Source organism: Campylobacter coli (genome assembly GCF_009730395.1).
In the GTDB taxonomy this organism is placed as follows: Bacteria; Campylobacterota; Campylobacteria; order Campylobacterales; family Campylobacteraceae; genus Campylobacter_D; species Campylobacter_D coli.
In genome coordinates, this window is the sequence record NZ_CP046317.1 from 1501276 (window position 1) to 1514569 (window position 13294).

General features: G+C 32.0%; 14 protein-coding genes. 3 read left to right on the forward strand and 11 right to left on the reverse strand.

Annotated features, from left to right (window positions below):
* Positions 1–16 precede the first annotated feature (16 nt).
* From flhG to aroQ, 4 genes are read right to left on the reverse strand one after another with little or no spacing between them, the layout of a single operon-like run.
* Positions 17–883, reverse strand: coding sequence for a flagella biosynthesis ATPase FlhG (flhG, locus tag FOC43_RS07635; protein WP_002778756.1), 867 nt, complete (start codon positions 881–883; stop codon positions 17–19).
* The gene (flhF, locus tag FOC43_RS07640) at positions 876–2306 is read right to left on the reverse strand and encodes a flagellar biosynthesis protein FlhF (protein ID WP_002778758.1); all 1431 of its coding nucleotides are present in this window, start codon (positions 2304–2306) and stop codon (positions 876–878) included. Before flhF ends, flhG begins: the two co-directional genes overlap by 8 nt.
* Positions 2307–2789, reverse strand: coding sequence for a 2-amino-4-hydroxy-6-hydroxymethyldihydropteridine diphosphokinase (gene folK / locus FOC43_RS07645; protein WP_002778760.1), 483 nt, complete (start codon positions 2787–2789; stop codon positions 2307–2309).
* 2 nt (positions 2790–2791) lie between these two features.
* On the reverse strand, positions 2792–3280 hold the full coding sequence (aroQ, locus tag FOC43_RS07650) for a type II 3-dehydroquinate dehydratase (protein WP_002778762.1): 489 nt from the start codon (positions 3278–3280) through the stop codon (positions 2792–2794).
* Between the two features lie 92 nt (positions 3281–3372).
* On the opposite strand from aroQ, the gene mqnF reads away from it, so the two are divergent.
* From mqnF to FOC43_RS07665, 3 genes are all read left to right on the forward strand, one after another.
* A complete protein-coding gene (mqnF, locus tag FOC43_RS07655; RefSeq protein WP_002778764.1) occupies positions 3373–4602 on the forward strand; it encodes an aminofutalosine deaminase family hydrolase in 1230 nt (409 codons plus the stop codon).
* Complete coding sequence (gene sppA, locus FOC43_RS07660; protein WP_002778765.1) at positions 4590–5486, forward strand: signal peptide peptidase SppA; 897 nt, start codon at positions 4590–4592, stop codon at positions 5484–5486. The genes mqnF and sppA overlap by 13 nt, the downstream gene beginning before the upstream one ends.
* Positions 5487–5593: 107 nt before the next feature.
* Positions 5594–6625, forward strand: a complete 1032-nt coding sequence (locus tag FOC43_RS07665) for a Cj0069 family protein (protein WP_002778766.1) — start codon at positions 5594–5596, stop codon at positions 6623–6625.
* Here FOC43_RS07665 and FOC43_RS07670 read toward each other — a convergent pair.
* The 7 genes from FOC43_RS07670 to FOC43_RS07700 all read right to left on the reverse strand — a co-directional run bounded on the left by FOC43_RS07670 (position 6622) and on the right by FOC43_RS07700 (position 12999).
* Positions 6622–6807: a hypothetical protein gene (locus FOC43_RS07670; RefSeq protein WP_002778767.1), complete on the reverse strand. Its 186-nt coding sequence runs from the start codon at positions 6805–6807 to the stop codon at positions 6622–6624. The genes FOC43_RS07665 and FOC43_RS07670 overlap by 4 nt on opposite strands.
* 45 nt (positions 6808–6852) lie before the next feature.
* Positions 6853–7464, reverse strand: coding sequence for a bacteriohemerythrin (locus FOC43_RS07675; RefSeq protein ID WP_002778768.1), 612 nt, complete (start codon positions 7462–7464; stop codon positions 6853–6855).
* Positions 7445–8134, reverse strand: a complete 690-nt coding sequence (locus FOC43_RS07680; protein ID WP_002778769.1) for a hemerythrin family protein — start codon at positions 8132–8134, stop codon at positions 7445–7447. The genes FOC43_RS07675 and FOC43_RS07680 overlap by 20 nt, the downstream gene beginning before the upstream one ends.
* Positions 8135–8356: 222 nt before the next feature.
* The gene (locus tag FOC43_RS07685) at positions 8357–9013 is read right to left on the reverse strand and encodes a LutC/YkgG family protein (protein ID WP_002778771.1); all 657 of its coding nucleotides are present in this window, start codon (positions 9011–9013) and stop codon (positions 8357–8359) included.
* Entirely contained in the window at positions 9006–10445 is a 1440-nt protein-coding gene (locus FOC43_RS07690; protein WP_002778772.1) for a LutB/LldF family L-lactate oxidation iron-sulfur protein, read from the reverse strand. Before FOC43_RS07690 ends, FOC43_RS07685 begins: the two co-directional genes overlap by 8 nt.
* Positions 10442–11179, reverse strand: coding sequence for a (Fe-S)-binding protein (locus FOC43_RS07695; RefSeq protein ID WP_002778775.1), 738 nt, complete (start codon positions 11177–11179; stop codon positions 10442–10444). Before FOC43_RS07695 ends, FOC43_RS07690 begins: the two co-directional genes overlap by 4 nt.
* A 152-nt stretch (positions 11180–11331) precedes the next feature.
* Positions 11332–12999, reverse strand: a complete 1668-nt coding sequence (locus FOC43_RS07700; RefSeq protein WP_002781351.1) for an L-lactate permease — start codon at positions 12997–12999, stop codon at positions 11332–11334.
* Positions 13000–13294 lie beyond the last annotated feature (295 nt).

The window sequence follows — 13294 nt, forward strand, 5'->3', positions numbered from 1 at the left end:
ATCTTCTCTTTATTGCTTAGAATCGTTCGATGATTTTCCTAAAGAAATTTGAAAAACTTCGACTTGTGACATTATCAAGCACTTTCCGTTCCAACCTATATAAAAGCTTGGAAGCTAGGGCTTTAAGCTCGTCACTTGAAGCAGAATTTTCATCTGTAAACAAGGTGCGTTTTTTAATGCTACCACTTACATCTTTTGAAGCGCTCAAGTGTCCTAAAAATTCTAAATTTAAACGATTTTTTATATTTGCATCAGCAACTTTTTTAATATTTTCAAAAACTTTTAAAGCCTCATTTTCATTTTTGACAACATTAAATAGCATCAGTAAATTTTCTTTTGTCTTAGAGGTGGTTTTAATGGTTGCATATGCATCGGTAATCGCAGCAGGATCAGGAACGGTTACTACTACAACTTCATCTGACATTTCTAAGAAATTCAGTATATTTCCTCCTATTCCTGCACCTGTGTCGATGATAAGAAAATCAAGCTCATCTAAAATACTTGCTTGATTTAAAAATCTTTCATAAATGTTTTTATCGTTGTATTTTAAAATTTCATCACCGCTTTCACCAGGGATGAGCCATAAATTTGGCTTTACTTCGATCAAAATATCTTCTAAAGAGCATTCTCCGCGCAAAACATGTAAAAGATTTTTTTGAATGCGAACATTTAAAATAACATCAAGATTTGCTAAGCCAATATCTGCATCAAAAAGTCCTACTTTATATCCATTATTAGCAAGTACATTTGCCAAATTTGCGCTAATGGTGCTTTTACCTACTCCACCTTTTCCACTTGTAATCGCTATAAAATGAGTGTTTTGTGATTTTTTTCCTCCATTTTGATTCATAAGGCTACGGAGTTTATTGGCTTGATTATTCATTATCTTTTCCTTTGTTAAAACCTTCTAAGATACAGCGAACTAAAAAATCGCTATTGGCTACTTCTATATCATCAGGCACTTCTTGTCCTGTAGAGAAAAAGCTTAGTGGGATATTAGTTTCATAAATTAAAGAGAAAATATTTCCAAAAACCTTAGTTTCATCAAATTTGGTGATGATAAGGGTGTCGATATTTAAAAATGAAAAATTTTTGTAAATTTCCATCAGGTCTTCATGCTTGGTATTAGCAGAAACGACTAGACTAACATCAATTTCAGCATTTGAATGCATAAGAAATTCTTTTGTTTTGGCAAGTTTGTTTTGATCGTATTGCGAATTTCCTATAGTATCGACTAAAATTACTTCGCAGTTATTAAGACTTTTAATCGCCTCGTCCAAATCTTTTGGTTCTATACTATCGATGATGGGAAGTTTCATCATTTTTGCATATTGGAAAAGTTGTTCTACAGCACCGATTCTATAAGTATCTAAAGTGATTATACCTGTTTTATAGCGCTTATCTCCATAAGCATAACGAAAAGCTAGCTTTGCTAAAGTTGTGGTTTTTCCAACCCCTGTCGGGCCTACAAGCATCATAATTTTTTGTTTTTTGATTTCACTTTCTACCCTGCAAGGTAAAATATTTCTCAAAAGAGAATAAAAATATCGTTGCACAGCGTCTTTGTTTGTTTTCATGGCCGCAGGCATATTTTCTATAGTGGCTTTCATGATAGCTTCTAAATGCTTTTCAAGCATACCGCTTTCTTTGGCTTTTTTATAAATGGTTGCAAATTCAGGAGGAATGATAAGATTGTTGCGAGCTTCTGCTTTTTCATCCCACATCATGTCTGCGAGTAAATCGATTTTATCATTAAGCTTATTGATTTGTTTTTCAAAATTCTCTATTTTTTTATTATAGTTTGGATTGGGTGCATAATTATCTACCAAAGGGGTATTGGTTACTTTTGAAATTTCATTGCTTACTTCACTTAAGCGTTCTTTAAAATCGTTAAAACCCATGGTGGGATTAGGATTGATTTTACTTTGTGGAAAGTCTTGGTAATTAGTGTCGCTAGTTTTGGTTTTTGCTAAATTTGCCCTAGTATTTGAAAAATCAAGAATCACATCTTCATCTTCGTTATTTTGTGGTATTGAAGCATTGACTTTTTCTTCAAGATTTTGTTTTTCTAAAGTTTTAGCGATAGTTTTTTTAGGAGGCAAGGATTTTCCCATTTTTTTCAAATGCTCTTCATAATCACTCTCTTCTATAGCAACCATTACTTCATAAAGAGCAGCGCGGTTAAGTGTTTTGGGACGAATTTGTTTATTGGTAATAATTAAAGCTTTGTCGCCATAATCCTCTTTTACTTTCGGGATAATTTGCTCTGTATCTTCTACAGTAAAGGTATGGATAAGTTGTCCCATTTACAATCCTTTTGTTAAGCCCAAGGGCAAAATTACACTTATTCTTTGATTAGCCCCTATATGAGGCACCATACACCCCTCATCACGCTTGACTTTTTGTGAAAAATATAAAAGATCTAAATCAAGTGTTCTAGGAGCGTTTTTGAAAGTTCTTTTTCTTTTAAATTTAAGCTCATAAAAAAGTAAAACTTTCAAAAAAGCTCTTGCGTGTAGGTTTGTTTGTATAAGCATTGCTGCATTCGTAAAATCTTTTTGAGCTTTAAAACCAAAAGCTTCATTGATCAAAAATGGAGATGTGGCTAAAATTTTAAACCTTCTATCCTCCATCATTACACGAAAAAGCTTGTTAAACCTTTTTTTTTCTGGCTCTATATTGCTTCCTAGACCTACTAGAGCAAGGTATTTAAATTCTTTTTTGTTTTGGCTAAAATAAGGAAAAAAACGGCTTGTTTCAAGTCGTCTTGCTCCTTTTATTTTTAGCATTTTTAATTTTGAGCCCTAGCTTGCATTTGCTGTGCTTGCGCAGCATGCAAATTTTTTACTTGCTCGCAAATTTGAATAATGCCCATTAAAGCTAAATGATAACCAAAAGGACCAAATCCTACTATAGATCCAGAACATACAGGAGCTATAAGGCTTTTTTGACGAAATTCTTCTCTGCGATAAACATTACTGATGTGTACTTCTATCGTAGGTAAAGCCACTGCAGAAATCGCATCACGAATGGCTACTGAAGTATGAGTATAGCCTGCAGCATTGATGATTATACCATCTACTGTACCAAGACATTCTTGAATTTTATCTACAATTTCGCCTTCAAAATTGCTTTGAAAAAAATCTAATTCAACATTGTTTTGAGAAGCTGCCATCTTCATTTGAGTATGAATGTCTTCCATTTTCATTGCACCATAAATTCTAACTTCCCTTACGCCTAGCATATTGATATTTGGGCCTTGGATGACCATTACTTTCATAATTTTGCCTTAAAATTTTTATTTTTAACCTTTTATTATAACATTTTAAAATAAATTTTCGCTACAATGTGATTTTATTCAAGGAAAAAAGAATGTATATAATCAGTGCAAAATATATCTTTTTATGTGACGAGCAATTTAGTATTTTAGAAAACAAAGCCTTTGTTTTTGAGAATGAAATTTTAGAATTAGGCGAATTAGAAGAATTAAAAAAACGATACCCAGAGGCTAAGCTTATAAAAACAAGCCCTAATTGCGTCATTTTGCCTGCTTTTATCAATCCGCACACCCATTTAGAATTTAGCGCAAATTCGACCACTTTGCATTTTGGAGAATTTTTAATTTGGCTTAAAAGCGTGATTAACTCTCGTTCTATGTTAAATGAGCAAGCTAAAGAAGAGCTTATATTAAAAAACATTCAAAAAATGCAAAAAAGCGGTATAGGTACTATAGGTGAAATTTCAAGCTTTGGCAGCGATTTAAATCCTTGTGTTAGAGCAAGTCAAAATGGAATGCGTGTTGTATTTTTTAATGAAATTTTAGGCATAAATGAAGCCCAAATTCAAGATAAAAAACAAGAGTTTTTAACAAGATTTGAAAAATCTTTAAAATTTAAAGATGAGTTTTTTATACCTGCTATTTCTGTGCATTCTGCTTATTCAACTCATCCAGAGCTTGCAAAATTTGCAATCAATCTTGCTAAAAAGCAAAAGTTATTAATCAGTACGCATTTTTTAGAAAGTAAGGCTGAAAATGCTTGGCTTAAAGAGGCAAAAGGAGGGTTTAAAGAATGGTTTAAAAACTTTACGCCAGATCCTAAGCCTCTTTATAAAGCTAGTGAATTTATTCAATTATTTAAAGGTGTTAGGACGCTTTTTACCCATTGTGTGTATTTAAAAGAAATGGATTTGCTTGATAAAAATTTACATTCTATTACCCATTGTGCTTTTTCAAATCGTCTTTTAAGTCAAAAAACATTTGATTTAAAAAAGGCTTTAAAAAGCGGCTTAAATATCCATTTGGGTACAGATGGTTTAAGTTCTAATATTTCTTTATCGATTTTAGATGAAATGCGTGCTAATTTGCTTGTGCATACAGATTTTGATTTGTTAAAATTAGCTCCTAAGCTTTTACAAATGGCAACGCTTTATCCAGCTAAAGCTTTAAATTTAAATTTAGGTGAAATCAAGCAAGGAAAAATGGCTGATTTTAGTGTATTTGAATTAGGAGAATGCAACAAGGAGCAAGCGCCATTGCAATTTATTTTAAATGCTAAAGAAGTGCAAAAATTATTTATAAAAGGAAAAGAATGCAAATTTTAAAATCATTTTTTAAGGGTTTGGGTAGCGTGATAAAATTTATCAATACTTATTTTAAAACTTTTGTTTTATTGTTGATCGTGATTTGGCTTTTGGTACCAAGCTCAAATTCAAGCTCATCATATGCAAATTTAGAACGCATTGACTTAAAAGGCGAGATATTAGATAGCTCAGAACTTTTGGAAAAAATTATCAGTGCTAAAAATAATGATAATATTAAAGGCGTGCTTTTTGTGATAGATTCTCCTGGGGGTGCTTTTGCTCCAAGTATGGAGCTAGCTTTGGCTATTAAGGATTTAAAGACTAAAAAACCTGTTATAGCTTATGCAAGTGGGACTATGGCGAGTGGGAGTTACTTGGCTGGAGTAGGAGCAAATAAAATTTTGGCAAATCCTGCTAGTTTTATAGGATCTATAGGTGTGATTATGCAGGGTGCTGATTTGAGTGAGTTGGCTAAGAAAATAGGGATTAAAGAACAAACCATACAAGCAGGGGAATTTAAGAGTGCAGGAACTTTTACAAGGGCTTGGAGTGAAGAAGAGAGAGAATTTTTGCAAAATTTGATTGATGAAAGTTATGATCTTTTTTCAGAATTTGTAGCCAAAGAACGCGATTTGGAATTAGATAAAAGAAAAGATTGGGCAAATGCAAGGGTGTTTTTAGCACAAAATGCAAAAGATTTAGGACTTATTGATGAATTAAGCAATTATGAAAATGCAAAAAAAGAACTTCAAGAACTTGCTAAAGTTTTAAATCCTGTTTGGAAAGAAGAGGGTAGAATCGATAGATTTTTAAATCGTTTAGAGAGTCAAAGTTCCAATTTTTTAGGTAAAGTGATAAGTGATACTGTGCTTAGATTGAATGCGAATTTTTTAGAATTAAAATAATTCTAAATTTTTTATATCTTATAGGAGAAAAAGCCTCTTATTCGTTTAACTTTTATAACATTTTTATGAAATAATTGTTTATATTTTAACTTAAAAGGAGCAGTGCAATGAAAAAAAATATAGTCTTTTTTGAGGTTAGAGGCGGTAGCGATAAGGGTGAAGATGGCTATAGAAAAGATACTATGCCTATGGTAAATGCTTTAAAAGCTAAGGGTTGGAATGCCGAGGTGATTTTTTTTGAAGTAGGCAAAAAGAATGAAATTTATAACTATGTAAAAGAAAATTTTGATGGTTATGTTTCGCGTATTAATCCTGGCAATCTTAAAGAAGAAAATGAGTATTTTGATATGCTAAGAAAACTTTGCCAAGAAGGTCTTGTGGGTATGCCTCATCCTGATGCGATGATAGGTTATGGAGCCAAAGACGCTTTAACAAAACTTGCAGATACAGATCTTGTGCCAAGTGATACTTATGCATACTATGATATCAAGACTTTTAAAGAAAATTTTCCAAAAAGTTTGGCTAAAGGCGAAAGGGTTTTAAAACAAAATCGTGGCTCTACAGGAGAGGGAATTTGGCGTGTGAGTGTAGAGGGCGAAGTAAAAGGAGATATTTTGCCTTTAGATACTAAAATCAAATGTACCGAAGCAAAAGACAATCATGTAGAGCATAGAGAACTGGGTGAATTTATGGATTTTTGTGAGCAATATATCATAGGTGATAATGGTATGCTTGTAGATATGACTTTTTTACCACGCATTAAAGAAGGAGAGATAAGACTTTTAATGCTTTATAACACTCCTGTAAATGTAGTGCATAAAAAACCAGCTGAAGATGCCGATGCTTTTTCTGCAACGCTTTTTAGTGGGGCGCAATACCGCTATGATAAACCCGAGGATTGGCAAAATTTGGTAGATATGTTTTTAGGAGAACTTCCTAAGGTGCGTGCAAAATTGGGTAATTATGATTTACCGCTTATTTGGACAGCTGATTTTATTTTAGATAATGATGAAAAAGGCAACGATAAATATGTTTTAGGTGAGATAAATTGCTCTTGCGTAGGCTTTACTTCGCACTTAGAACTTGCTGATGAAGTTGCTCAAAATATCATCAATATTGTAAGCAAGGCAAAAAACTAATCTTTAAGCTTAATGTCCATTTTTGTTTTGCAAGATGGGCATTCTTTTTCTATTTTTTTCAAATTTGAAGCAAATTCTATCGAGTAAAAATTTTTGCAATTAGAGCATTGAACATCCTTGGTTAAAATAGGATAAGAATACTTTGTTTTATTTGAGATATAATATTTTATTTTTTTGTCCATAGTAGAATCAATTATTTTTTATTTCATTCTACTATAGAATAGTTATTATTCAAAAGATTCGGAATGTTTTTTATAAAATTGTATGGCCATCTTGCATTTTTTACACTTAAATTTAGCACCTTTTAATTGTATTTTTTGATGAATTCCAAAAGGCACATCGTGAATTTGTCCAACACACTCGCAAGTATAAAAATATAAAGCTGTTTCATCATCTTTTTCTTCTTTTACTTCTTCAAAACTTACTTCACTATCATCTTCAGAGGATAAAGAAGAGCGTCTGTATTGTTCTACTTTCATATCTTCATAAAGTATATGTTCTAAGAGCCATTTTTTAGAAACCGTGTAAAGTTTTTCTTTTAAATCATTGGTTGATTTTATGTTTTTAATGAGGTCTATCATGGATTGGATGATTTCTTTATGTATCTTTTTATGCTCTTCTAAGCCAGGATATCCTATAAGCTTCATATATTTTTCTTCATCATTAAAATGATCTTTCATATAGTTAAAAAAATCAGCCAATAGAGCTTTGATATCATCTTTATACACGGGTCGATCAAACATAAATTCAACCTTACCTGCTAATTCAAAAAGTTTTTTGTGTTGCTCATCAATCTTGGCATTATGAACGCTATAATTATCATCCCACTTTGGAAACATCATTATTCCTTTTTTCAGTTTTGATTTCACTTCTTACATAAAATAGATTTTTTTGACATTTTTTACATCTTAGTTGTTTTTTATGACAAATAATATCAAGATGCTCTATATAGGAAAGAAAGTGATTTGTTCTACAAGGGCAAGAATAGATAAAATCGTATTCTTTTTTGATTTGAGGAGGGCTTGGATTTGGATTGTTTTCATATTGTTTTTCTTGTTGAAGATCCTCTTGTTGAAGTTTTTCTAGCTCTTCTTCTTGTTTGGCTAATAATTGCTCTGAAAGCCAATTTCCTATCATAACATCATGATGTAAAATATGTTCTAATAGCCAATCTGACATTATAGTATAAAGTTTTTCTTTTAAATCATTGGTAGTCTTTATATTTTGGATAAGATGCGACATATCGTGGATAATGTTTTTGTGCATTATTTTATGTTCATTTAAATAAGGATAAGAAATCTCTTGCATATAATCCTCTTCATTACTGAAGTGATCTTTCATATAATTAAAGAGTTCGGTAAGAATTTCTTTAAGCTCATCGCGTTGAACGAATTTATAAACAGCATTTTCAATTTTAGCAGCTAATTCAAAAAGTTTTTGGTGTTGCGCGTCTATTTTCTCATCATTTATGCTGTATTTTTCATCCCAAGCAGGAATTAATTTATCCAAAGTTTTCTCCAAATAAATCTCAATTATTTGTATGTTTTGATATTGAGGTATGTTATCGTATTTTATATTAAATCAATATTAAAAATGATATATAGTTAAATAGGATATAAATATTCCCATTTAACTATATTTAAAATATGAAATTTTTAATATATCTCGTATAATATTTATTTAACTTAAGCTGGTTTTAGCTCTAGTAAATAACACTAGAGCTAAAACTTTTTAATAAATAACAATATGAGCAATTTGAGGCCCATGAACGCCAAAAACAGTGATTAATTCTATATCTGCTGTTCTTGAAGGACCTGCGATAAATAAAATATTTGTAGGTAAAATTTCATTTTCTTTTTTTACCAAATTTAAAGCTTCGCTAAGGCTTTTTACTATGTCTTCTTTTTTTAATAACACTATACAAAGCTTAGGTGCAAGACTTAGCATTCTAGGTTGTCCCTTGCTTGAAGGTATCAAAGCAACGCCATGAGAGCTTACTCCAGCTCTTGCATGAACTATAGAAAAATCGCTATGAAAAACTTCATATCGTAAATTTTCAATTTCCTTATCAAAGCAAATTTTTTCTTCGGCTTGAATTTTGTTTAAATCTAAGCCTAAATCAGTGCCATATATCATTTTTTTGTAATTATATTTTGTGATAATTTCATTGATTTTTTCTTCCAAAGTTTCTTTAGTAGCGTTTTCAACAATGTATTTATTATCACTCATTTTTTGCTTCATTTCAGCTAAGGCATCTTCTTTTGTTTGAATATGCTCTACAGGATCTATACTGGCTTGATAAGTAAAATCTTTTGCTTCATAAGCTTCATTGAGTGCTGATAAAATTTTTTCTTTGCTTTTGTTAGAAATTTCATTGATTTTACTCATAAATTACTCCTTCTATAGCCTGAATTTCTTTATATAGATCTTTTTTGATTTGAGGTAATTCTTTAAAAGCATACCATTTTTTAATCACTGGTAAAGCTCCTGATAAGTTTTGCACAAACCAATTAAAATAATGCGCTTTTGAAAGTGCAAAACGCCATCTTTCACCTTTTGTTGCTGCTTTTTTGAATTGCTTAAATGCAAAGGCTTCCATTGCATTATGATGGATATTTTTTGCACCCATAGGTGGATTTTCTCCTTGTCCTATCTTATCGCATCTTAGTTTTCTAATCAGATCAGCTAAAGGAATTTGCACCGGACAAACTTCTGAACAGCGTCCACAAAGCGAACAGAAATTTAAAATATCACCTGTGTGATCTATACCAAAAATATTTGGACTGATTACTTCACCAATAGGTCCTGGATAGGTGGTTTGGTATGCGTGTCCGCCGATTTGATCATAAACAGGGCAAAAATTCATACAAGCCCCACATCGAATACAACGCAAAGCCTCATAATAATCTTTATGAGCTAGCATTTTGGTTCTATTGTGATCAAATAAAATCACATGCACTTCTTTTGGGCCATCTAAATCCCCATTTTTTCGTGGGCCTGTGATAATGTTGTTATAAGTAGGTATAAATTGTCCTGTGGCTGAAGGAGTAAGTAAAGAAACCATAGTTGCTGCATCTTCAAAGCTTTCCATAACTTTTTCTACACCACAAAGTGCGATGTGAATATCGGGTGCTGTGGTACACATTCTACCATTTCCCTCATTTTCTATAAGCCAAAAAGCCCCCTCTCTTGACATGGCAAAATTTACACCACTAAGTCCTAATTTTAAGCCTTCAAAGTCTTTTCTTAAATGATCTCTTGCTATGGCATTTAAGCTTTCAGGTTCGTCATTTTCTAATTTTGCACCAAGTTTATCTTTAAAAATTTGACCTATTTCGTGGCGATTTCTATGAATAGCAGGGACAACTATATGCAAAGGCGGTTCTTCATTGAGTTGTAAAATAAGCTCTCCAAGATCGGTTTCTATGGCTTTTAAACCTTTTTTTTCTAAATAATGATTTAATCCTATCTCCTCACTCGCCATTGACTTGCCTTTTAAAAGCTTGGTGATATTTTTTTCACGCATGATTTCATAGACTATTTCACAAGCATCCTTATCGCTACTTGCCCAATGCACTTGTATGCCATTTTTTGTAGCGTTTTTTTCAAATTCTAAAAGCCTATCTTTTAGGCTCATTAAGGCATTGTTTTTAGCTTGTTTTGCTTTGGCTCTTAATCCTTGCCAATCCCTAAATCTTGCATCAATGACCCCAAGTCTATTTTTTTGCAAAGTATGCATAGCAGTCATCAAATTTTCACGCATTTGAATGTCGTTTAATTTAATATGAACAATTTCTTCGTGTGGAATTTTTTGACTCATAATCTCTCTCCTTCCAAACGCTTAAATAAAAATTCATACAAGTGTATGCCTTTAACATCTAAACCCATTCTGCGCATAGTTCCATCTATATTTAAAAGACAGCCACCATCTCCACTGATGAGGTATTTTACTCCGGTATTTTGTATATCTTTAATCTTATTTCTTACCATAGCATTTGAAATTTCAGGTTCTTTTACAGAAAAAGTTCCCCCAAAACCGCAACATTCTTCTTCATATTGTAATTCTACAAGTTCAACATTTTTAAGTTTTCTAATGAGATTTTTACTTGCTTGTATACTTTTTTGAACTCTTAAAGCATGGCAATTAGAATGCCAAGTCACTTTAATAGGTTCTCCTTTATCTTCATAATTTACATTTAAAACTTCATCAAGATATTGTGAAAGTTCTATAACACGCGAGCTAAAATCTTTTACTCTAGAAAATTCAGGTCTATCCTTAAAAAGCTCTTTATAATCATGACTCATCATACCCGCACAAGATCCACTAGGTACAACGATAGGATAATCTTTGTCAAATAAATCTACATTGTATAAGGCTATTTCGCGACTTTCATTAAAATATCCTGAATTAAAAGAGGGTTGAGCACAACAGGTTTGGTTTTTTTTAAAAATAACTTCCACTCCTTCTCGGCGTAAAAGTTTAATACCATTAAGAACGCTTTCTTGCATGGCAGCAGTTCCTAAGCATGTGGCGTAAAAATACACCTTTTTCATTTCTTCTCCTTCATTTTAAGAGATTTAATATAAACAATTATTCTAACTTTAGAAAAATAAAATCAAAATTAAATCAATGATAAAAATATTTTCAAAATTTTTTCATTTAAAACTTGCTTAAACTTGCAAGAATAAATCTTGCAAGTTTGTTTTTATTTGGCTACTACCTCTGGAATGATTCCTTGTAAAAAGAATGCGATAATGCAAGTCCAAATTCCTATTAAAATGATAAAAGCTATAGAATATTTGAGTGTGAATTTGAAAAGATCAGATTCTTTGCCTACAAGTCCAACGGCTGCGCAAGCAATAGCTATACTTTGAGGGCTGATCATTTTTCCTACTACTCCACCTACAGAGTTTGCTGCTAAGAATAAAGCTTCACTAACGCCTAGTTTTTGCGCACTTACTTGCTGCAAGGTTCCAAAAAGTAAGTTAGCACTTGTATCTGATCCTGTTAGGAAAACTCCAATCCAACCTATAATAGGCGAAAAGAATGCAAAAGCATCTCCTGTATGAGCAAAAGCAAGTCCTAAAGTAGTACTCATACCACTATTTTTAGAGATAAAAGCAAAGGCTACAACCAAACCTATAGTAAGACAAGGGATAGCCATTTCTTTTAGGGTTGCCCAAAAACATTCAGCAGCATCTTCAGCTTTTATTCTTAAAATAGCTATGGTTAAAAAAGCTGCAAGTAAAATCGCAGTTCCTGCTTGAGCTACACTTTTACCATTGATAAGATCGATTCCAAGTCCTAAAGAAAGAGGTTTAGCTTCGCCTATACCTGTGATAGAAGGACTTAAAATACCGCTTGTAAGATTGCTAAATTGCAAGCTAATGCTTGTATAGCTTAAAAAACCATCTTTATCAAAGATAGCTTTAAACCAAGGCTGAGTCCAAATGATAATACAAACTATAAGTAAAATAAAAGGTGTCCAAGCTTTTAACACATCACCAAAATTTAGGGTATTATCTTCGCTAAAATGAGTTTCTCCATCTAGTCTAAAAATATTTTTTGGTTTCCAAAATTTTAAAAAGATAGTTGTAACTGCTAAAGACACAATAGCTGAAATAATATCAGGAAGTTCAGCGCCTAAGTGATTTGAGCTCCAAAATTGCGTTGCTGTAAAGCTTAATGCGGCAACTAAAATAGCAGGGAAAGTTTCTTTTACCCCTTTTAAACCATCCATTAAAAACACTATAAAAAAAGGTATAGTAAGACTAAGTGGAACAAGCATTCTACCCACCATAGCAGAAACAGAATGAGCTTCAACTCCTACTAAATTTGCCATAGCGATAATAGGAATCCCCACAGCACCAAAAGCAACAGGTGCGGTATTGGCTATAAGACAAAGTCCTGCTGCTTGTAAAGGACGCAAACCAAGTCCCACCAAAAGAGCTGCTGTGATAGCTACTGGACCACCAAAACCTATAGCACCTTCTAAGAAAGAACCAAAACAAAAACCTATCAAAATCACTTGAATTCTGTGATCAGGAGTGATGCTCATCACGCTTTTTTTAATGATTTCAAAAGAACCTGATTTGATAGAGAGTTTGTAAAGAAAAATAGCCGCGATAATAATCCAAGCTATAGGCCACATACCATTTGTAAAGCCTTGTACAAAACTAGCACCTACTAAATTCCAAGGCATATCATAAACAAATAAAGCTATAACGCTTGCCAAAACCACGGTTAAAAAACCCGCTTGATAACCTTTTAACTTGAAAAATACCAAACAAGCTAAAAAGCAAAGAATAGGTAAAAAAGCAAATAAGGCACTGAGCCAAATGCTATTAAACGGATCATAAATTTGTTGCCACATAATGTGTCTTCTCCTTTGTTTTATTTTATTTAAAGTTTCTCTTCATTCTAACAAATTCTTAAAATATATATAATGAAATTAAAATTTAAGAAAAATCATAAGGCTTCTTATGTATCATTTTGTGCAATTTGGTAACATATAGAGTATATAAAAATATAAATATAATATAAAAATATAACTATAATGAGAGTAAAATCTTTTTTGTTTTGTCATTTTCTAGAATATTTTTGTTAGTTAAATACCAAATTTTAGAATTTATAGTCAAAACTGGCTAAAGTTTTGACAATTATAAAAG

What these genes read in the sequence shown, in the direction of transcription:
- flhF (WP_002778758.1), bottom strand. Translation starts at nt 2,306, where the DNA reads ATGGGACAACTTATCCATACCTTTACTGTAGAAGATACAGAGCAAATT.
- flhG (WP_002778756.1), bottom strand. Translation starts at nt 883, where the DNA reads ATGAATAATCAAGCCAATAAACTCCGTAGCCTTATGAATCAAAATGGA.
- FOC43_RS07665 (WP_002778766.1), top strand. Translation starts at nt 5,594, where the DNA reads ATGAAAAAAAATATAGTCTTTTTTGAGGTTAGAGGCGGTAGCGATAAG.
- FOC43_RS07675 (WP_002778768.1), bottom strand. Translation starts at nt 7,464, where the DNA reads ATGTTTCCAAAGTGGGATGATAATTATAGCGTTCATAATGCCAAGATT.
- FOC43_RS07700 (WP_002781351.1), bottom strand. Translation starts at nt 12,999, where the DNA reads ATGTGGCAACAAATTTATGATCCGTTTAATAGCATTTGGCTCAGTGCC.
- sppA (WP_002778765.1), top strand. Translation starts at nt 4,590, where the DNA reads ATGCAAATTTTAAAATCATTTTTTAAGGGTTTGGGTAGCGTGATAAAA.
- mqnF (WP_002778764.1), top strand. Translation starts at nt 3,373, where the DNA reads ATGTATATAATCAGTGCAAAATATATCTTTTTATGTGACGAGCAATTT.
- aroQ (WP_002778762.1), bottom strand. Translation starts at nt 3,280, where the DNA reads ATGAAAGTAATGGTCATCCAAGGCCCAAATATCAATATGCTAGGCGTA.
- FOC43_RS07670 (WP_002778767.1), bottom strand. Translation starts at nt 6,807, where the DNA reads ATGGACAAAAAAATAAAATATTATATCTCAAATAAAACAAAGTATTCT.
- FOC43_RS07695 (WP_002778775.1), bottom strand. Translation starts at nt 11,179, where the DNA reads ATGAAAAAGGTGTATTTTTACGCCACATGCTTAGGAACTGCTGCCATG.
- folK (WP_002778760.1), bottom strand. Translation starts at nt 2,789, where the DNA reads ATGCTAAAAATAAAAGGAGCAAGACGACTTGAAACAAGCCGTTTTTTT.
- FOC43_RS07690 (WP_002778772.1), bottom strand. Translation starts at nt 10,445, where the DNA reads ATGAGTCAAAAAATTCCACACGAAGAAATTGTTCATATTAAATTAAAC.
- FOC43_RS07685 (WP_002778771.1), bottom strand. Translation starts at nt 9,013, where the DNA reads ATGAGTAAAATCAATGAAATTTCTAACAAAAGCAAAGAAAAAATTTTA.